Raw genomic sequence first — 21,272 nt, 5'->3', positions numbered from 1 at the left:
TTTATTGATTATAGATCCATCCGAACAATATCGGCGCCTAAGGCCCTTAATCTCTCATCGATGTTTTCATAGCCTCTATCGATTTGATAGATATTATGTATTCGGCTGGTTCCTTTTGCTGACATGGCGGCAATTAGTAAAGATATGCCGGCTCTGATATCCGGAGAAGTCATTACTGTTCCTCGTAAAGGAATTTCATGATTTAATCCGATAACTGTTGCTCTGTGCGGATCACAAAGAATAATTTGTGCCCCCATGTCAATGAGTTTATCAACAAAAAACAGTCTGCTTTCAAACATTTTTTGATGTATTAAAACACTTCCTTTAGCTTGCGTGGCAACTACTAAAATAATACTTAATAAATCGGGAGTGAATCCCGGCCAAGGAGCATCGGAAATCGTTAATATAGATCCGTCTATAAAATTTTGAATTTTATAATGTTCTTGTGAAGGAATATATAAGTCTTCACCTCTTTTTTCGATTTGAATACCCAATCTTCTAAAGGTATCCGGTATATTACCTAAATTTTCCCAGCTAACCTCTTTGATGGTAATTTCCGATTTAGTCATGGCAGCCAAGCCAATGATACTTCCAATCTCAATCATATCAGGGAGTACAATGTGTTCGGCACCGTTAAGTTTGGAAACGCCATAAATAGTTAAATAATTAGAGCCAATTCCTTCAATCTTTGCGCCCATTTTAATTAACATCTTACATAATTGCTGGATATAGGGTTCACAAGCTGCATTATATATTTGAGTTTTTCCTTCAGCCAAAACTGCAGCCATAATGATGTTTGCAGTACCTGTTACGGAAGCTTCTTCTAAAAGTAAATAATTACCATTTAACTTTTTAGCTTTTACGGAATAAAACTTTTCTTCTTCGTCATATTCAAATTGAGCTCCTAAATCAATAAAGCCTTTAAAGTGAGTATCTAATCTTCTTCTACCGATTTTGTCACCGCCGGGAACGGGAATATAAGCTTCTCCGAATCGACTTAAAAGAGGACCTAATAGCATAATGGAACCTCTTAGCTGAGCTCCGTTTTTTCTAAATTCTTTACTTTTCAAAAATTCAAAATCAATTTCTTCAGAACAAAAGGTATAATCTCCCTTAACATTTCGGGTAACTTTTACACCCACAGTTTTTAATATTTCAATTAGTATTAAAACATCTTGAATTTCGGGTATATTTTTTATCCTAACTGATTTTGATGTTAAAAGAGTTGCACAGATAACTTGAAGAGCTTCGTTTTTGGCACCTTGCGGAAAGAATTCACCATGAAGAGGCTTTCCACCGCAAATCTGAAAAGTATTCATTATTTATTTTTGTTTTTAGAAAAATTATTTTTCTTTTGATTTCTATAGTTACTATTGTTGTTTCTATTCTTATTTTTATAAGAAGTATTTGAATTAGTCTGAACCGGCACATTCATTAAAGCTTCTTTTGAACTCAATTTTAAGGAACCGTTAGATAATTCTTCTAAATGATTAAATATTACTTCATCTTCTACCTGATCTTTGTTCCATTTCAGGTAATTTTTTTTCATTTGATTAGCGATCACATATTTCAATCCTTCTTTCTTATCACCTTCTTCCCATGATTTTGCTATTTCAATCATTTTTTTCACATTCGTTCCATAATATCTGTATTTAGATTCATTGGAAGGATAGGCCATTTTTTTGGGAGCCGTGTTCATTTCTGCCTTGGTTGGAATCGGGTAAGGTGAATCTACTTTTAATTCAAAATTGGCCATTATAAAAAGTTGATCCCATAGCTTATGTTGAAAATCCGGCACATCTCTTAAATGAGGATTTAAATCTCCCATAACATCAATGATTGATTTGGCAAATTTATTTCTTTCATCATCGTCCTCGATCGTCATACAATGATCAACTAATTGTTGAACATGTCTTCCATATTCCGGGATAATTAATTTTTTTCTTTGAGTATTATACTCCATATTTTAATTTTAAAATTAATAATACAAATATTATTTTGTGTAAAATTTACTGTAGAAAAGACTCCTTTTTTCCGACCTATTAGGTAAGCTAATGGTTTATATATAAGACCGTGTAATTTACATTAACATAAACAAATTGCCATAAAGAAATTTTTGTCATAAAATTTCTGAGTCTCTATTTATTTAGCTTATACTTTAGTCTTATAAAGTATATTTTTGTTTTTATTATATAGTAAACTGTAAACTCCTGACTAAATCATAAACATTTATGCGACTTATAAACAATGTCATCGGAAATTTTTTTTAAAAGGAACAATAGTTTTAGTAAATTATAAATCTACTATTTGTAGGTTGCAAATGTAATCATAATTCTTGATATTTTCCTTGTAATTAGTATTTATTTATCATATAGTTAATTTTTTTTCATTAATAAATAATTAATTGATGTAAATAATTTTATTTTTATGCAATTAATAAGGTTATCTAGGAATGTAATTGATTTTAACAAGCTTGATTCTCTATTAATTTATCTTTTTAGAATATTTATAACTATATTTTATATTTTGTTTATTTATTTAATTTTTTTAGAAATTGAATTTTCTTTTTTGGGCTATATATGAAGTTAATCCTAATATAGCAACCAATAATAGTACAATATATACCCATAAAGGGATAGGAACCGGATCTCCTTGTGCGTAAGAGTGTAAACCCGATAGATAATAATTTACACCAAAATATGTCATTATAATGGTCGAAAAAGCTACTAAAGATAAAAAATTAAATAGGTATTTACCCCTCCAATTAGGAACTAATCGCAGATGTAAGACAACCGCATAAACTATTACGGAGATAAATGCCCAAGTTTCTTTAGGATCCCAACTCCAGTACCTCCCCCAGCTTTCATTTGCCCAGATACCGCCCAAAAATGTTCCGATGGTTAATAAAAAAATACCAATCGTCAATGATAGTTCATTTACAATAGTTAATTCTTTAATTGAATTTTCAACTTTATAAGAAATATCTTTACGGTTTATTATAAACAAAAATAAAACTACGGTTCCTATTAAGGCACTCAATCCGAAAAAACCATAGCTGGATGTAATTACCGCAACATGGATCATTAGCCAATATGATTTCAATACAGGAACTAAGGGTGTAATTTGTGGATTCATCTGATCTCCTCCATGAGCAAATCCCATTAAGATAACTGCAACTAAGCAACCTGCCGCAGGGATAAATCCATTTCTGTTTCGATATAAGAGAAAACCGGCAAGTACACTTATCCAACTTATGAACAGTACCGCTTCGTATCCATTGGACCAGGGTTCATGTCCTGAAACATACCATCGAATCCCTAATCCCATTCCATGTATAAGAGCAGTTAGTATAACTAGGCTTAACAAAATACCCTCTAACCAAGAATAAAGCTTATAGTTTTCAGTAAATAGCTTAGTAAATGCCAATATTAGTAATACAAGTCCCAATACGGCATATATTATCATAATTTTAAAAAATACATCCCAATTATTATATCTTAATTCCCAATTGATCTTGGCTTGAGAGGGTATAATTTCTTTCCCCCATTTGAGTTGATAATCGGATATTTTTTCCAGGGCTTCATCCGCTTGATTCCAATTATTATTTTTTTCAGCCACCACTATCGCTTTAAAATATCCTCCCAACAAATTCAAAGCAACGCTATCAGTTTTCATATCGGGTAAAATCCAGGAAGTCCAGGTATGATTTTTATCGTTGGGTATCGGAATAAATTTTAAATAATACCCGCTGATTAATCCTTGCATTACTTGGAGCTTATCATTTAACTCAATTATTTCTTTATCATAATTTGATCTTTCTGCCGGCTTTTTTCTAAATGCTTTTTTAAAATCATTTTCCAAAATAAAATCGGTAGATCCATCCGGTTGGGTAGTAAATAAATTCATTAAGGAGGTATAACCTTCTGTATTTGCTTTAGTAATTTTTTTTAATTGGTCCCCTCCCTTAGTTCCTATTTTGAATAAAGGAACATTTGCCCAAAGCATAGGACTGATAGATATGGAAATAAAAAATTGATTAGCGTCCAACTCATAAAATTTTTCGCTTTTATGTAATTTTCGCAAAATTTCTAAAGCCAATGTATTCACCGGTTCTATTCGTCCCTCGGATGATTGAACCAAAAGTGCCCCAAATTTATCTGAATGTGATTTTGGAATGTGTATACTTTTACTAAAAGATTCCCCGTCTACTACTTTTGAATACGTTGTATTTTTACTATGGGTATGCTCATGAATTTCCGGTTTATGGACGGAAGATTTTGGTAAGGTGTCTAGATCTTTTTGCTCCGGATTTTGACTAAAAGCATATTGACTGAATAAAAGAAATAATAAAAGAAATGATTTTTTATGAGCAGCTATTTTTTTAAGTTGAACATTAAGTTTAGAAAATCTTGTTCCCTTCCAAAATAAAGTCATATAAATTCCCACAATTAATAATGCATAGCCTATATAGGTAAAAGTTGTCCCCCAGAAATCGTGATTAACGGAAAGGACGGTTCCTTTTAAATCTGAATCAAAACTGGATTGAAAAAATCGGTATCCTTTGTAATTGAGTATGTGATTCATATAAATTTTAAAAGGTGTTTCTTTTCCATTATCTAAAATGGATATATCGGATTCATACGAAGATGGACTGTTACTTCCCGGATAATGTTCCATAATAAATTTATTCAGTTTTAACGAAAATGGAGAAGTAGTATAGATTTTAGAACCATAACCTATAGAAATAAGCAAATTATCTAGGGCTACTTGTTTTTGAACACCGGTTAACCCTTTTTTTCCATAAAATAAAAATTCTTTAGATTGTTGATTGGTTGAGGCTTTCATGTAAATAAGATCGGGATCCTCAGTATTTTTATTTTTATCCCCTTCATAATAAATAATTTTACCCGATTGAGGAGTAATCGGTATCACAAAACTTACATTGGGAAATTGATAGAGACTGGCAAAATGTAATTTTTGTTTTTTATCGCTTCCTTCAACCGGAAGTTCTTCCTGTGTTGTCATGATCATACGCCTTCCCATCATGGGCGAAGAAATATAGATTTCTTCATTTTCTGTGGTAATATTTATGGCTCCTTGAAGATAATTATTGAAACTTAGGGTTGAATTTTGAACTTGTCGGGCACTTCCTTCTTCAATATAAATAATTTCTCTTCCCTTTGATCCTGAACAAATTACTTTTAATATTTTTTTACCTGAAGGTGTTATTTGTACTGAATCTTGAGCTCTCGGAATAAATTTTACAGATTCTAATTTTACCTTTTGACCTAAAAAATCGTAATTGGCAGAAAATTTCTTTTGAAATGGCTTAAGTAAAAAAGGAATATTTTCTGAGGTTAAAGTGAAAGGAATATCTTTATATGCTCTTGTTTCTCCTTGAAAATTTGAAATTTGTACTTTAAAGTAGGTTGCGTCTGATATAATTTCATTACTAGTCTCTCCTTCTCTAATATGCATTTGTCCTTCATAGCTGATATATCTTGTGATTGCACCTCCTAAAAAAATAAAGATAAAAGATAAATGAAAAGTTAAAATGGGCCATTTTTTTAAAGACCAAAGCTTATATTTTTTAATATTTCCTATGAAATTTAAGATTAAAATGAGCATGATCAGTTCAAACCATTTCGAATTGTATATTAATGCCTTAGCAACTGAAGTACCATAATCATTTTCTACAAAAGTTGCCCATGCCATAGAGAGAGCATAAATGACCAACATAATCGCTGTTGTTTTAGTAGAAAACAACAAGTCAAGAATTTTCTTCATTGGTTTTTTTATATTATTTTATATAAACTCCCAAAAATACATCAACTTACCTCTTCATCAAAATGTTTATAAAATAAATAGTTAAAACATGATTTTTTTTAATTTTTTAATCATGTAATTCATTGGGCGGAATCAATTCTCCTCGTTGGAAAGCTCTTTGAAGTATCGATTCTACAAAGGCATCATCACGGATATGATAAGGATCAAAAGGTTCTTTTAAATCAATATCGAAAGCTCCCGCTTTTGCATTCCACCAAAAAGCCGACCAACCGTTCCTTAATTCTTTAATAATTTCATAAACGGTTTTACCGGTGTAACGATACATTAATTTGGAAAATATTCTGCCTTCTGTTTTGGTTAATCCTTTTAGTTTACCTTCATATTCTTCGGACAGTTGCTTTTGCCTTTTTTTTAAATATTTACGAAAAGCAGCATTATTTAAATTCAAGTTTAAGGAATCATGTAAATTATTATATTGTTTGAGTGCTATAAGAAAATACGGATATACTCTAAAAACTCTTTTTTTAAGCCAGTTGTACTGATTCTTATCTAAGTTGTTGTTAAACTTAGGCATACCTTCTACTTGTATTGTTTTTAAGTCAATTAATACACTGTCTTTCCTAATGCTGTACTGGGATGATTCATAACGCATTACTGAATCAGAATTAAAATGAATACTAGTTTCTAATGAATCTGTTTTTTGACATAGAACGATGTTGAAAATCAAGATAAATAAAAGAGTAAAAATTCTTAAGTTCATAAATTTTATCCCGTCAAAAACTATTCCCAAATTTGTACATTTGTAAAAAAACAGGTTAATATGAAAAATTCAATTATAAATGAAAATTCGTTGAAATTTTTAGAAAAATATATTAATACTCCTTCACCCACCGGAGCCGAAAGTAAGGGACAAAAATTATGGATAGATTATATTACCCCTTATGTGGACGAAGTCAGAACCGATAATTACGGAACTGCTTACGGAATTATTAATCCCGAATCAAAGTATAAGGTAGTAATAGAAGCTCACGCAGATGAAATATCTTGGTTTGTAAATTATATCACTGATGACGGCTTAATTTATGTTATTCGTAATGGTGGATCCGATCATATGATTGCTCCTTCTAAAAAAGTTCATATACATACTAAAAAAGGTATCGTAAGCGGTGTATTTGGTTGGCCGGCAATTCATACTAGAAATTATACCGGAGTTGAAGAACCGCCTAAAGTTGAAACTATATGGGTTGATTGTGGTGCCACCACTAAAGAAGAAGTTGAAGAATTAGGGATTCATGTGGGATGCATCATCACATATCCGGATGAATTTTTTATATTAAATGATACATACTTTGTCGGCAGAGCTCTAGACAATCGTGTTGGCGGATTTATGATTGCAGAAGTAGCTAAGCTTATTAAGGAGAATAAAGATACGCTCGATTATGGTTTATATATCACTAATGCTGTTCAGGAGGAAGTTGGATTGCGAGGAGCTGAAATGATCACGCAAACCATTAAACCTGATATAGCTATTGTTACGGATGTTACTCATGATACTACTACTCCCATGATAAATAAGATGAAGCACGGAGAAATAAAATGTGGTAAAGGTCCGGTAATTTCCTATGCGCCGGCCGTACAAAATAATTTAAGGGAATTAATAATTGATAGTGCAGAAAAAAATAATATTCCTTTTCAGAGACAAGCTTCCAGTAGAGTAACCGGAACCGATACAGATGCTTTTGCTTATTCGAACGGAGGTATTCCTTCTGCATTGATCTCTCTTCCTTTGCGTTATATGCACACAACTGTTGAAATGGTGCATAAAAAAGATGTTGAAAGCACTATTCTTATGATTTATAATGCTTTAAAAGCAATAAAAAATAATCAAAGTTTTAAATATTTGTAATATAAATTTAAAAAGGAGCTACAAAAATAGCTCCTTTTACATTCTTTGTTATTTCCATTGTGTGATATCAATGGTTTTAAATAGTTTATGATATTTTGGAAAAATAAACAAAGTGGGTCTCTGACAATTCAAAGACATCTATTATATATAATTTATAGTTAGTTACGATTTGAGTTTTGAATGGGTTTACTTTAAATGCATGGGTTGTAATGCCTTTATTGGTAGATGAAGTGTTGAATATATATTGATTACATAAATCGCGGAAACAGCATAGAAAAATATTTTTAATTCCGTAATTCCTTGCTAATTTTTTTGAGGTGGTTGAAACAAAATTTTCAGTATGAATTTTTAAATCTGTTGATTTCTTATTTTGATGTAAATTATTGAAGTAAAGATTAGAATATGACTTACCAATAGTAGTTTGCCCATTGAAATAATTTATTCTATTAAAACAGGCAAAAATTATTAATATTAAAATTAATAATAATTTGTGAATTTTCATGATAATATTGGTTAGCTAAATAAGATAATGTTAACTTATCTGCAAAAATATTAAAAAAATTGTTAAAATTCACAATTTTATTATAAATTTCATTTTAGCAAGGTTTAATGGTGAAAAATTAAAAAATAAACAAATAATTTTTTATTATTATATCATATCATTGTTTTATAAAAAAACATTTATATTAAAGAATATTAGTTTAATTTTGGATTTTTAGGAGAATTTATCCAAATTATATTCTTTTTATCTACTTTTATCAATTGGTTTTTCCATAAATGATCTTCCCATTTTAATACATTTAACTCTTTATTATCACTTATCAACCAATCATCATTTTTAATTTCATTTTCTAATTGATTAGCTTTCCAACCGGAATATCCGATAAAAAAACGAATTTCATCCGGTTTTATAAGACTATCTTTTAAAGCTGTTTTAATATCTTCAAAATCTCCGGACCAATAGTATTTCTCGTTAATTGAGATACTGTCCCCAATTACATCAGGTCGAGAATGGATAACAAAAAGATGATCTGAATCAACCGGCCCTCCCACATAAACATCCATATCTATATCAATATCAGGGACTAACTCCGATAGTTTTTGATGATATATTTTTGTAAGAGTGAAACCTATAGTACCTTTTAACATATCATAATCTGTAATAAAAATTACACTTTTAGAAAAAAAAGAATCATAGCTGATAGGTTTTGAAATTAAAAATTTACCTTTGTAATCCATTTTTATCTTCTTTTATAACTTAGAGACATAAAATTACATATTTTTTACTAATGGAAGACTTATCTGATCGCAGAAAAATATACAAACAAGGTTCGCTAACTGAATCGGATATAACAGACAATCCGATGGAACTATTCAGAGAATGGTATTTACTGGCTGAACAAAGTGATCAAGTTTCTGAAGTCAATGCTATGGCTCTTTCAACTGTTGAAGATAATTTGATTCCCCGAACTCGCAGAGTTTTATTAAAACAATATACTTGGGAAGGATTTATTTTTTATACTAATTACCACAGTAGGAAAGGCAGAGCAATAAGTAAAAACCCTAATGTTTGCCTGAATTTTTATTGGGAAAGTCTTGAAAAACAAGTTACCATTAATGGAATAGCAGAAAAATTGGCACCTAATTTATCTGATGGATATTTTCATTCCCGACCTTTGGGTAGCCAGTTAGGTGCAATTGTATCTCCACAAAGTGAAGTAATACCTAACCGAGATTATTTGGAAAATAAATTAAGGGAATTGGAACTTTCTACTAAAACTAAGGATGAAATCAAAAGACCCGAACATTGGGGAGGATATTTAGTTAAACCATATCAAATTGAATTTTGGCAAGGCAGACCTAATCGCCTACACGATCGGATTGTTTATACATTGCAAGATATGGATTGGATTAGCCAAAGGTATGCTCCATAATTCTAATTTTAACTATTTCTACTTTCACTCAATATAAAACCCACCCAACTGTTTTATTCAGCTTTATCTAATTGTAATTCAAAAAATAGGATATATAAATTGATTAAGAAGGATCAACGTCTACATCAATTTTTACCGAACGAAACGACGAGAGACTTTGTAATTTTGAAATAGCTTCTTTTATGAACTTTTTACTAGTTTTAGTAGATTTTGTAGATGGTATTTTTAAAAGAATATTATATATAAACTGATTATTTATCCTCGGTATCAATCCTTCTTCCGGTCCTAAAATGAACGGTTCATGAATAAAATTTTTTAGATAATCTCCTACAATTGCAGCTGCTTTTTTAACCTTTTCATTATTTTTATGCTTGAAAGTCAATTCAATCAATCTAAAGTAAGGAGGATATAAATATTCTTTACGTTCTCTTAAAATACCTTCTTTTGCCAAATTATAGTTATTCTCTTTAATAAATAAATAAAACGGATTTTCCGGGTCAAAAGTTTGAATTAATACTTTTCCTTCTTTTCGTCTTCCTGCTCTACCACTTACTTGAGTCAAGAGTTGCAACGCTTTTTCTTCTGCTCTGAAAATGGGCAGATTTAATAAAGAGTCCGAACGTATGATTCCTACCAACTGAACGTCATCAAAATCAAGTCCTTTGGTTACCATTTGTGTGCCGATAAGGATATCAATTTCTTTAAGAGCCATATTTTCAAATAATATTTCATAGGCATGTTTGCGTTTCATAGTATCAACATCCATACGGGCAATATTAGCATCGGGAAAAAGCTGTTTTACCTCTTCTTCAATTTGCTGGGTTCCAATTCCTTTCGTTTCTAAAGCATGGGAATGACAGCTTGGGCATGATTGGGGAAATGCCATGGTATATCCGCAATAATGACAACGAAGGGTTGAGCTTACCTTATGATACGTAAGAGTAACATCACAATTAGGACACGACGGTGAATGTCCGCAGTCATTACATTCCAAAATAGGTGAAAATCCACGTCGGTTATGAAAAAGAATAACTTGTTTTTTCTGAATTAAACATTGATGGATTTCTTCTTGTAACCGATACGATATATTGGGGGTTACTGTGGGTTTACATAAGGAAACCATTTCTATTTCAGGAAGTTTTACATTGCCAAACCTTTCCTTAAGCTCTACTAAACCAAATTTTCCTTGCTCATGATTATAAAAACTTTCCATAGAGGGGGTGGCAGATCCTAATAGAACTTTTGAATTATTTTGTTGCGCTAAGATTTGTACACAATCTCTTGCTTGGTAAAAGGGTTTTGTGTCCGTTTGTTTATATGAGCTGTCATGCTCTTCATCAACAATAATTAATCCGATGTTAGATAATGGTAAAAAAATAGACGAACGAGCTCCGATAATTACTTTATACTTATTTTTTAAAGTATTTTTCCAAACTTCCACTCGTTCATTTTGATTGAGTTTAGAATGATAAACTCCTACTTCATCGCCAAAACGTTTTTTTATTTTACTTACCAGTTGCGTTGTGATGGATATTTCCGGTAATAAAAAAAGGGAATTACGAGAATTAGAAATTTGTTTTTCAATCAATTGAAAATATAATTCGGTTTTTCCGGAAGAAGTGATGCCATGCAATAAAACCGTCGAAAATTTTTGAAATTGCTTTTCAATCTCTCTTAATGCTATATCTTGAGCGTTAGAAAGTTTATAAGAATCTTCGATATGATCATCATATTCTTCTATACGATCTTTTTGGAGTTGAAATTCTTCTAAATATTTTTTTTCAATCAGAGATTTAACGACAGAGGGTGATGATATTTCTATCAGCTCTCTTTTTTGTATGAATGTTGCTCTCTGTTGTTGCATTTTAATAAATAATAGTAACGCTTCTCTTTGTTTTTCCGCCCTATTAATATCGACCAATGCTTTTTGAAATAGTTCTGAATCTTCAAATAAAGGATTTAATTTAATATAAGTTAGTTTCTTGGGTTTATATTTATCAATGATTTGCTCATCTAATTCAATTAATTTTTTATCATATAAAGATTTTATGGTAGGAATGATGTATTTTTTCGCTAAAAAAGCTTCTATTTCTTTTAAATTAATTGCAGTTTTAATTTCGAGATTCTGCATAATAAACGTTTCCTTTTCGTCCAACTCTTCCCAAATTATATTTTGAGATGTTTTTCGGATAAATGTTTCACTTTCCAATTTTAAAGCTGAAGGAAAAGCATTTCTATATACATCCCCTAAAGAGCACATATAATAATCAGCAATCCATTTCCAAAATTCAATTAATTTTGGAGTTGCTAAGGGGTAATCTTCAAGGATGGTATATATTTCTTTGGTTTTATATAGTTCCGGCTTCTTATTATGGAGACTTTCCACTATAGCCGTATATAATTTTTTTTCTCCAAATGAAACAACCACCCGTTGCCCGATTTGAATGTGGTTTTGTAATTCTTTGGGTATATGATAGGTAAAAACACCCTCTAATGAAAGTGGAATAATTACGTTTGCAAACTCCAATTGATATATTTTTTAAATAACAAAGATACAGTATTTAATATTTACAGTTTTTTATTTTAAACCTATAAGTATAAGAATAATTAAGTAGATATGGTTATGTTTTTTTGTTAAAGAAAATATTTCTTTGAAAACCTGAAAATTTGGTTCGTTTAACAGCTGAATTTTTAAATAGTATTTTAAAGGCTTCTTCATTAATATCATTCCAATCATTTTTAGTATAGGATAACAAATCGGGATGCGGATTAAATTTATCTTCTGTATGTGGTATAGAAAATCTATTCCACGGACAAACATCCTGACAAATATCGCATCCAAAAATCCAATCTTTCAATTTTCCATCAAACTCCTTTCCGATCTGATCTTTTAATTCTATAGTTAAATAGGATATACATTTTGTGGAATCTATGACCCTTTCGGATATGATGGCTCGGGTGGGACAAGCATCCATGCAACGGGTACAGCTTCCGCAATGATTGGTTGGAAAAGCTTCATCATAGTTCAATTCGAGATCGCAAATGATTTCAGCAAGAAAAAAAAATGAGCCTTTTTGTTTGGATAATAAGAGTGAGTTTTTTCCGATCCAACCTAAGCCGGATTTTTGCGCCCATGTTCTTTCCATCACGGGAGCCGAATCTGTAAATACTCTATAGGAAAATTGACCGACTTTATCTTGGATTTCTTCTACAAATTTTTGTAATTTTTCACGTATTACTATATGATAATCTTCTCCAAATGCATATTTAGCAATATGGTAACTTTCTGTATTTTGTTTTTCTTGCGGGTAATAATTATATAAAAAGGAAATAACTGATTTTGCACCGTCAACAAGTAATCCGGGATTAAGCCTTTTATCAAAGTTATTTTCCAAATATTTCATGTTTCCATGATAACCTTCTTTAAGCCATTTTTCTAATTTTGGAGCTTCTTCTTCCAAAAATCTTGAACAAGAGATCCCACATCCAATAAAAGAATATTCTTTGGCTTTTTCTTTTATGAAATATGTAAGTTGCTCTTTATTCAATTGGTTTGTAGTATAGATAAATTATAATAGTGAAGGTCATGTACATAAAAAAAGACTCAAAATACTGCAAACAATAGATTAAGTCTTTTCGTAGTAGCCCCAGCGAGGATCGAACTCACATCTAAAGTTTAGGAAACTTTTGTTCTATCCATTGAACTATGAGGCCTTTTTTTTAAATCTTTTGCAAAAATATGAAAAACTAGGGAAATTTAGTACTATAAATTTATTCCATAATTGTATAACATATTCCAATACTTTTCAACCTACTTTTGTATAGGTAAATAGATAGTTAAATTTATATTCAGTCTGAAATAAAATTATGAATTCTTCTAAAAAAAATAATCCGGTATATTATTACATACCCTTCAATAATAACATTGATGAATCTGATGTTTCCAAGATTACCCATGCTTTACAATCTATAAAAGAAATTGATACATGCAATTTAGAATTAAATAATCAAAAGATCCGTATAACCAGTAAATACCCTGATGAAGCCATAGCCAAGGCTGTTCCGATTCTCACAGACTTACAAGTTAAAGTTCCGGTTACTAAAAACAACTTCCCTTTACTCAACTTAAGTTGCGCATCTTGTGCCAATAGCAGTCAAAATATTCTTAGAATGCAACCGGGCGTGATAAACGCCTCGGTAAATTATGCAAATGAAATGGCATACATTGAATACATACCTTTAATGATAACCCCGCAAAAATTGAAAGACTCTCTCCAAGAAGCAGGTTATGATTTGATTATCAAAGAAAATGATGATTCGCAAAATTCATTGGAAGAAATACAAAAAAATCATTACAAAGCTCTAAAAAGGAAAACCATCGGTGCCATGATTTTTTCCATTCCTTTACTAATTATAGGAATGACACCGTCACTCATGCATCAACATTGGGCAAATTACATCATGTGGATCTTAGCTACTCCGGTTATTTTTATTTTTGGAAAACAATTTTTTACGGGAGCTTATAAACAAGCAAAACATAGAACCGCCAATATGGATACCCTGGTATCGGTAAGTACGGGAACGGCATACATTTTTAGCGTTTTTAATACATTATTTCCTTCGTTTTGGATTAAACGCGGATTGCAACCGCATGTATATTTTGAAGCTTCGGCTGTAGTTATTGCATTTGTTTTATTAGGTAAAATATTAGAAGAAAAAGCAAAAGGAAATACTTCATATGCCATCAAGAAGTTAATAGGTTTACAACCTAAAACAGTTACTATAATTCAAGGAAATGAGCAAAATGAAATTCCCATTAAGTCAGTTTCTATTGGAATGACCATTTTAGTAAAACCGGGTGAAAAGATTGCGGTGGATGGAACTGTTCTTTCGGGTAATTCGTATGTTAATGAAAGTATGATTAGTGGTGAGCCCATTCCAATTGAAAAAGTAAAAGGTTCAAAAGTATTTGCAGGAACGATTAATCAGAAAGGAAGTTTTCAATTTCATGCAGATAAAGTGGGTAAAGATACTCTTTTATCTCAAATTATTCAGACGGTGCAAGAAGCCCAAGGCAGTAAAGCTCCTGTTCAAAAATTGGTTGATAAAATTGCCGGTATTTTTGTTCCCGCAGTTTTTATTATTGCTTGTTTATCGTTGATTATTTGGATTATTTTCGGCGGTAAACAAGGGATAATTTATGGCTTTCAAAGCTTTGTAACCGTATTGGTTATTGCTTGTCCGTGTGCTTTAGGATTAGCTACTCCAACAGCCATTATGGTAGGTATCGGTAAAGGTGCGGAAGAAGGCATTTTAATTAAAGATGCAGAAAGTTTGGAAAATACAAAAAATATAAATGCGATAGTTTTGGATAAAACCGGTACGATTACAAAAGGTAAACCTCAGGTTGAAGATTTCAAGTGGTTTACTTCAATGCATGATCTTGAAAAAAATATTTTATATAGTATAGAACGTTCCTCTGAACATCCTTTAGCCGGAGCTATTGTTAGTTATTTGAATGATAAAAGCATAACTTTTATTCCTGATATGGAAATTACTAATGTATCAGGGCAAGGAATTATTGGTATTTACAATAATCAAAAATATTTTATTGGAAATCTTTCTTTGTTATCTATACATTCAGTTCCCATTGATAATGAAGTTAAAAATTGGCTGGATAATAAATTTAAACAAGCTACTACTACTATTTTATTTGCCAATGAAAATACTATACTTGCAGGAATATCTATTTCAGATAAGATTAAACCAACTTCCCTAACTTCTATTAAGCAGATTAAAATGTTAGGAATTGAGGTTCATATGCTAACGGGTGATAATCCTACTACTGCTAACTATGTAGCTAAGGAAACAGGAATTAACAAATTTAAAGCCGAGGTTTCACCACAGGATAAAATTGATTATGTGAAAAAACTTCAAGCTTCGCCTAACAATAAAATTGTGGCTATGGTTGGTGATGGTATTAATGATAGTGCTGCCCTCGCCCAAGCGGATGTTAGTATCGCAATGGGTCGTGGATCTGATATTGCCATTGATGTTGCTAAAATGACTATAATTTCAGGAGATCTTCAAAAAATACCTGAGGCAATTAAACTTTCCAAGCAAACGGTTAAAACTATTAAACAAAATTTATTTTGGGCATTTATTTATAATATAATAGGTATTCCTATCGCTGCGGGTATATTATATCCTATCAATGGATTTTTATTAAATCCAATGGTTGCCGGTGCTGCCATGGCTTTAAGCAGCGTTAGTGTGGTTAGTAATAGTTTGCTTTTAAAATTAAAAAAATAACTGTCGATTCATTTAAATCATTGCTTAATAAATTAAAAGAGCCTCCTATAATAGGAGGCTATAATACAAAACTCAAAAAATAAAATTAATCTATAATTATTTTATTATCTAATTAAAATACGTATACTAACATATACAGCACAAATCATTGCTATAAAATAAATTAAGGTGAGTAATGAAATAGAGGGTCTAATATGCTTCATAAAGTTTAGTGTTTAAGGTTTATACTAAATTGAATTATATAAAAATTAAAATAAATTAACTATCTGTTATTTTAATACTACAAATATATAAAATTATTTTATTTATATAAATATAATATTTATCATGTATAAATATTATAAAATACGATTTTAGTATTAATGTATAATATTAATACTAATTCATATAATTTATAATGTTATATTATTTATCGTATATATAAAAAAATATAAAAAATAAAACATTATTTTTTATACTAAAATCATGCTAAAAGTAAATTTAATTCCGTTAAAAAAAATTATAAATATTAAATTGATAAAATAATTTACAGTTATTTAAATATTTATAATTAAATATTATTTATATTAAGACAAAATAATACTTAATTTTATAAATTCTATAAATAGTCACTCTTATATTTAATTTGATATTTGAAAATGATATAATTTAAGATTATTTAATATTGTTTTTTATTTTACGGATTTCCGTAATGCAACCATTTTATTTATTTTTAACTTCATAAAAAAGCAAATAATAATTTAATTAAAAAAATTATTTTTTAAACTAATTAATCACTTGCAAAAACTGTCTGATTTGTCTTTAAATAATCCTGAGCAAATGCTCAGGATTTTTTTAATTTTCAAAATAAATATTTATAAAAGATAAATAATTTTTTAAGAATTTTTAAATTAATAACTGAATATATAATGATTAAATTGATTGTAATTAAAAATGAAATTTAATGTTTTAGGAAAATTAAAATTGTTTTAAGATTTAAGATTATTTAATCTTTTATTAAGAAAAGTAAGTAACCTATCCGAGGTATTTAGATGTAAAAAAATAATTATATTCTTAAAAAAACTTCTACAAGAAATATTATAAATATTAAATTCAATTACCTAAAAATTTCTTTTTAAATAATACATATTCGATTTTTTGCTATACAAAATTCTTTTGAAAATATTGTTTATATTTAAAAGAGCATATGATTTAAAATTTTATAAATTAGTTAAATTTTTCATAGTATAATACCCTTTTTATTAAATCAGTATAATAAAAAAATTTAAATTATTCTTACTGTTTAGTATTCCTTGATTTAAAATAATCCTTTAAAAGTAGTTGCCTATATTCTTCCATAATCTTTTGTTTTTCCGACATAGGCTTAGGTTTTAATTTTTTTTCTTTCTTTTCTTTTACTTTAACATACCCCATTTTTTCAAATTTTATTCTGGGATTGCATTCAATATGTTTTCCTTATGGATCTGAAATTTTTTTTTCTTATTTAGAACAAAAAAAATTCTTGTTCTATATTCTGTTCTAAAAATTTAAAAAAAAGCCAAATTATAACTCAACGAATTTTACTTATATACCCTATTATTTCAGTAGGTTACTTGAATTTTAGTGTTTTTTTTTCTTGTTTTGTGACCACGGAGGGATTCGAACCCCCAACCCTCAGAGCCGAAATCTGATATTCTATCCAGTTGAACTACGTAGCCGAAAATATTTTCTGCAAGTATACTAATAATTTAGTCTAACTTCATAATAATATTTGAAATTTCTTCTGCTTTTTCTTTTTCATATACAGAATCAATAGGATGCAAAACTTGAAGCATCTGTCCGTAGGAATACATCAAATTCTGAAGAGATACTTTTTGATCTTTCGCATTATTTTTACCTAGCATTTCAAAAGTTTTTAATCTTTTATCTAAAGGTTTCATTGATTCTGTGATATAAGCTATAGCTTTATCTCTTTGATTTAATTCCAGATAAATATTTACAATATTATCAACAATAAGTGTATAATAACTGGATAGTTTACTCATATCATCGGTAGCAAACGTTTGATCGTGCAATGGTAATGATAAATAATAATTTAATTCCTTAAAAATTTGATCTTTATATGCTTCTGCTAGTTTTAACCCTTCTTTTTCTTTTCCAATAAGAAAATAACCGGATATAATTGAATTATAAGAAGGCGTAGCCGGATACATAGATATAGGTATTTCTTTATTGATTAACTCTAAAATATCATTAGCCCTTTTTTTGTCTCCACTTTTAGCTAAAGCTATAGCAGCTCTTCCACAAGACATTCTATAATTTAAAATATTACTTCTACAAGTTTCATCAAAATATGCTTTCGGATCTTTTAAATTTCCAAATTTATAATTCATAACTAAGTTATAAATCGTATTAGGATTTATTCTTCCTTGTTCCCCGTTATTGGTTTCGGGAGTATATATAGGCACTAATTTTGAAATTAAACCTTGATACTCCAAGTAATTTTGTGCAAACATGATATTAGATTGAGAATAGGTTCCCCCTGAACTAAAATAAATGGAACGATCCCAATTGTAATTGGCAAGTAAATCCAACATAGCTAAACCGTCTTTATATAAAGCTTGTTTATTTATTGATAGTACTACCTTGTTTACCATCAATTTAGAATCTTCGGGTTTAACTATTCCATATTTTAACGCATTCTCCTTGTTTACAGGCAAAGATATTTTATTAACAGGAATAAATCCAACATCTGTTCCTCTATAATCCCTTTCGGTTACATATGTATATAAATCTTTAATAGCAGATTGTTCTTTTTTGTTTCTAAGAAAATTAATGGCTTCTTTAGCAGATATAGTATCTGAAATTGCATATTTCTTAAATGGAAGAATATCCGCAGGTATACTGTCTGCCGGAAGATTATCAAAAATTTGCTTCCAAAAATCTCTATTTAATAAAATAACCTGATCATTAACGCCATCTCTGAATTCTTCATGAGATAAAGAAGAAGGAATACCGGGTGCTTTATAAGTTCTTCGCTGTACCTGATCAATATACCATGCCGTACCCAATAAAGTAAAATTAACCACTTTGGCATCTGATCTAAATTCTTCGGTTTCTTGTAATGCCCATAAAGGATACGTATCGTTATCTCCATATACAAAAAGTATAGGATGATTTGCATCTAAACTTTGTAAATAGCTTTTTGAAAAATCATAAGCCGTATATCTCCTGCTTCTATCATGATCGTCCCAATTTTGGAATCCAACCAAAACAGGAACTCCTAAGGCAAGAAAACCAATAATAAGTCCTATTTGCCTTTGTTTAAGTTTATTTAATAAAAACATAATTGCTGTCACTCCCATCCCTATCCAAATAGCAAAAGTGTAAAAGGAAGTCACTAACGCATAATCTCGTTCCCGGGGTTCAAATGCTTTTATACTGGTATATAAGATAATACCCACGCTGGCTAATAAAAATAAAGCAATTAAAGAAAAGTTTCTACCCGGATCTCTGTTCAGTTGAAAGAAGAATCCTACTAAACCTAACAATAATGGTAAAAAATAATATTTATTGGTAGCTTTGTTCACATATGCTTGAGGTAATTTGTCTTGGTCTCCCAAACGTAAATTATCTAAAAATTTAATACCGCTGATCCAATTTCCTTTGGTAGATTCATAATTTCCTTGTAAATCATTTTGACGACCGGCAAAATTCCATAGAAAATATCGTATAAACATATATCCCATTTGATAGGTCATCATAAAATCCAAGTTTTGGCCTAAGGTTGGTTTTTTAACATTAATTAGTTCATTTTGTTTAGCCATTTGATAATCACGAACAGATATTTCTCCCGTTTTCTTTTTCCTCACTAACTCATCAAAAACCTTTTGTGCTTCAGGATTACCAATATATTTCGAATTTAAAGTAAAATCGGGGTAACCTTCCATTAATCCGTAATTTTCAATAACACTAGGATCAGGATTATACATTCGAGGAAATATACTGACTTGCTCCGGATTAAACTTATAATTAATTCTTCTGCCTGTTTCAATATACCTGCCTGAATTTTCATCCTTTTCATAAATAGGACCATTATCCTCGGTTCCAATTATTCCGTTAGGATCTAAATATGCAGTATAATTAGCTCCGTAAAACACCGGCCAATCACCATATTGAGCCCTGTTATAATAATCCAACATACCTATTGCATTGTCGGGATCATTTAAATTTATAGGAGGATTTGCTTTAGCACGTATAGGAAGTACCACCCAACTTGAAAAACCGATAAGCATAAACAAAATCGATAAAATAATGGTATTTCCTGTTTTATATCCATGATTGGATGTATATCGTAAGGCAAAATAAAAAGCAATAATTAAAAGTATGAATGCCACTACCGAACCTGTATTAAATGGCATTTGAAGATTATTTACAAAAAATATTTCACATTTTCCGAAGAAAGACATCGTAAAAGGAAATATAATTTTAAAAACGGCTAAAAATACACCGCCAATAGCAATATTGGCCCATATAAAACTTTTCCAAGTAAAGGTATATTTTTTTGCATAATAAATATATCCTAACGTAGGAACCACTAGTATTACCATTAAATGGATTCCAACAGACAGACCGATAAGTAGAGAAATTAAAATAAGCCACTTATTGGATCGGGAATCAGATAAATCATTTTCCCATTTGCACATAAGCCACAACAGCAAAGCGGTAAAACAGGAAGCCGCCGCATAAACTTCTCCTTCAACTGCTGAAAACCAAAAAGTATCGGTAAAAGTAAAAGTTAACGCCCCTACTGCCCCGCTTAATAAGATGGTAGCAATCTGATAGGAAGTAAATTCTTTGGGTTCGGTTTGTAAAAATAGAGTTTTACGAACCATATGAGTAATTGTCCAGAATAAAAATAATATGGCAAATGCACTCATAATAGCAGACATAGCATTTATAACTATGGAATATTTAGTGGGATCGCCAAAGGCTAAGATCGCCCAAACGGCACCCAATATTTGAAAAAATACGGCTCCCGGTGAATGAGTAACTTCCAGCTTAACCGCTGAAGATATATATTCACCACAATCCCAAAAACTGAAATTGGGTTCAATAGTTAATAAATAAGTTATTGCTGCTATAATAAAAACAACCCATCCGGTAAGGTTATTCAATTTATTGTAATTTAACTTCATTTTACCTTAATTCTTGTTTGCGAATATACTAATAATATTAATTTTAAAAGTTTTCATTTTATATTTTATTCTCTTTTTATATTAATTGTTAGAAAGTTATTTATAAAAAATTATAAGCTTTATTATTCTTTAGATTTTAACATACTAAAATTAAAT

The 21,272-nt window shown here is 30.1% G+C and carries 13 protein-coding genes and 2 tRNA genes; 3 read left to right on the top strand and 12 right to left on the bottom strand.

Annotated elements, in window-relative coordinates:
* Positions 1 to 8 precede the first annotated feature (8 nt).
* The 4 genes from murA to GYM72_RS04515 form a co-directional block, all read right to left on the bottom strand.
* Complete coding sequence (gene murA / locus GYM72_RS04530) at positions 9 to 1,322, bottom strand: UDP-N-acetylglucosamine 1-carboxyvinyltransferase (RefSeq protein WP_220264955.1); 1,314 nt, start codon at positions 1,320 to 1,322, stop codon at positions 9 to 11.
* The gene (locus tag GYM72_RS04525) at positions 1,319 to 1,963 is read right to left on the bottom strand and encodes a DUF4290 domain-containing protein (protein WP_166003667.1); all 645 of its coding nucleotides are present in this window, start codon (positions 1,961 to 1,963) and stop codon (positions 1,319 to 1,321) included. Before GYM72_RS04525 ends, murA begins: the two co-directional genes overlap by 4 nt.
* A gap of 584 nt (positions 1,964 to 2,547) precedes the next feature.
* The gene (gene ccsB / locus GYM72_RS04520; protein WP_220264866.1) at positions 2,548 to 5,787 is read right to left on the bottom strand and encodes a c-type cytochrome biogenesis protein CcsB; all 3,240 of its coding nucleotides are present in this window, start codon (positions 5,785 to 5,787) and stop codon (positions 2,548 to 2,550) included.
* A gap of 106 nt (positions 5,788 to 5,893) precedes the next feature.
* Complete coding sequence (locus tag GYM72_RS04515) at positions 5,894 to 6,547, bottom strand: DUF4294 domain-containing protein (protein ID WP_220264865.1); 654 nt, start codon at positions 6,545 to 6,547, stop codon at positions 5,894 to 5,896.
* Between the two features lie 60 nt (positions 6,548 to 6,607).
* On the opposite strand from GYM72_RS04515, the gene GYM72_RS04510 reads away from it, so the two are divergent.
* Positions 6,608 to 7,693, top strand: coding sequence for a M42 family metallopeptidase (locus GYM72_RS04510; RefSeq protein WP_220264864.1), 1,086 nt, complete (start codon positions 6,608 to 6,610; stop codon positions 7,691 to 7,693).
* A gap of 85 nt (positions 7,694 to 7,778) precedes the next feature.
* Here the strand turns inward: GYM72_RS04510 and GYM72_RS04505 are convergent, their stop codons facing one another.
* Complete coding sequence (locus GYM72_RS04505) at positions 7,779 to 8,195, bottom strand: hypothetical protein (RefSeq protein ID WP_160565208.1); 417 nt, start codon at positions 8,193 to 8,195, stop codon at positions 7,779 to 7,781.
* 194 nt (positions 8,196 to 8,389) lie between these two features.
* Positions 8,390 to 8,932, bottom strand: a complete 543-nt coding sequence (locus tag GYM72_RS04500) for a YqgE/AlgH family protein (protein ID WP_220264863.1) — start codon at positions 8,930 to 8,932, stop codon at positions 8,390 to 8,392.
* A gap of 50 nt (positions 8,933 to 8,982) precedes the next feature.
* Here GYM72_RS04500 and pdxH point away from each other — a divergent pair, with 50 nt between their 5' ends.
* On the top strand, positions 8,983 to 9,627 hold the full coding sequence (gene pdxH / locus GYM72_RS04495) for a pyridoxamine 5'-phosphate oxidase (RefSeq protein WP_220264862.1): 645 nt from the start codon (positions 8,983 to 8,985) through the stop codon (positions 9,625 to 9,627).
* Between the two features lie 103 nt (positions 9,628 to 9,730).
* Here the strand turns inward: pdxH and priA are convergent, their stop codons facing one another.
* From priA to GYM72_RS04480, 3 genes are all read right to left on the bottom strand, one after another.
* Positions 9,731 to 12,154, bottom strand: a complete 2,424-nt coding sequence (gene priA / locus GYM72_RS04490; protein ID WP_255571587.1) for a primosomal protein N' — start codon at positions 12,152 to 12,154, stop codon at positions 9,731 to 9,733.
* A 94-nt stretch (positions 12,155 to 12,248) separates the two neighbouring features.
* Positions 12,249 to 13,175, bottom strand: a complete 927-nt coding sequence (queG, locus tag GYM72_RS04485) for a tRNA epoxyqueuosine(34) reductase QueG (RefSeq protein ID WP_220264861.1) — start codon at positions 13,173 to 13,175, stop codon at positions 12,249 to 12,251.
* A gap of 94 nt (positions 13,176 to 13,269) precedes the next feature.
* Positions 13,270 to 13,341: transfer RNA gene (locus GYM72_RS04480), tRNA-Arg, on the bottom strand.
* A gap of 153 nt (positions 13,342 to 13,494) precedes the next feature.
* On the opposite strand from GYM72_RS04480, the gene GYM72_RS04475 reads away from it, so the two are divergent.
* Complete coding sequence (locus GYM72_RS04475; protein ID WP_220264860.1) at positions 13,495 to 15,939, top strand: cation-translocating P-type ATPase; 2,445 nt, start codon at positions 13,495 to 13,497, stop codon at positions 15,937 to 15,939.
* 1,275 nt (positions 15,940 to 17,214) lie between these two features.
* Here GYM72_RS04475 and GYM72_RS04470 read toward each other — a convergent pair.
* The 3 genes from GYM72_RS04470 to GYM72_RS04460 form a co-directional block, all read right to left on the bottom strand.
* The gene (locus GYM72_RS04470; protein ID WP_220264859.1) at positions 17,215 to 17,352 is read right to left on the bottom strand and encodes a hypothetical protein; all 138 of its coding nucleotides are present in this window, start codon (positions 17,350 to 17,352) and stop codon (positions 17,215 to 17,217) included.
* A 210-nt stretch (positions 17,353 to 17,562) separates the two neighbouring features.
* Positions 17,563 to 17,636, bottom strand: a tRNA-Arg gene (locus GYM72_RS04465).
* Between the two features lie 30 nt (positions 17,637 to 17,666).
* Positions 17,667 to 21,116 carry a DUF2723 domain-containing protein gene (locus tag GYM72_RS04460; protein ID WP_220264858.1) on the bottom strand — a complete coding sequence of 1,150 codons (3,450 nt, stop codon included), beginning with the start codon at positions 21,114 to 21,116 and terminating at the stop codon, positions 17,667 to 17,669.
* Positions 21,117 to 21,272: the final 156 nt, after the last annotated feature.

The organism is Apibacter sp. ESL0404, assembly GCF_019469245.1.
Classification (GTDB): domain Bacteria; phylum Bacteroidota; class Bacteroidia; order Flavobacteriales; family Weeksellaceae; genus Apibacter.
Note: the sequence above shows the minus strand (reverse complement) of the source record. Positions and strands in the feature narration are given on the sequence as shown.

What these genes read in the sequence shown, in the direction of transcription:
- GYM72_RS04525 (WP_166003667.1), bottom strand. Translation starts at nt 1,963, where the DNA reads ATGGAGTATAATACTCAAAGAAAAAAATTAATTATCCCGGAATATGGA.
- ccsB (WP_220264866.1), bottom strand. Translation starts at nt 5,787, where the DNA reads ATGAAGAAAATTCTTGACTTGTTGTTTTCTACTAAAACAACAGCGATT.
- GYM72_RS04515 (WP_220264865.1), bottom strand. Translation starts at nt 6,547, where the DNA reads ATGAACTTAAGAATTTTTACTCTTTTATTTATCTTGATTTTCAACATC.
- GYM72_RS04510 (WP_220264864.1), top strand. Translation starts at nt 6,608, where the DNA reads ATGAAAAATTCAATTATAAATGAAAATTCGTTGAAATTTTTAGAAAAA.
- GYM72_RS04505 (WP_160565208.1), bottom strand. Translation starts at nt 8,195, where the DNA reads ATGAAAATTCACAAATTATTATTAATTTTAATATTAATAATTTTTGCC.
- GYM72_RS04500 (WP_220264863.1), bottom strand. Translation starts at nt 8,932, where the DNA reads ATGGATTACAAAGGTAAATTTTTAATTTCAAAACCTATCAGCTATGAT.
- pdxH (WP_220264862.1), top strand. Translation starts at nt 8,983, where the DNA reads ATGGAAGACTTATCTGATCGCAGAAAAATATACAAACAAGGTTCGCTA.
- GYM72_RS04475 (WP_220264860.1), top strand. Translation starts at nt 13,495, where the DNA reads ATGAATTCTTCTAAAAAAAATAATCCGGTATATTATTACATACCCTTC.
- GYM72_RS04470 (WP_220264859.1), bottom strand. Translation starts at nt 17,352, where the DNA reads ATGGGGTATGTTAAAGTAAAAGAAAAGAAAGAAAAAAAATTAAAACCT.
- GYM72_RS04460 (WP_220264858.1), bottom strand. Translation starts at nt 21,116, where the DNA reads ATGAAGTTAAATTACAATAAATTGAATAACCTTACCGGATGGGTTGTT.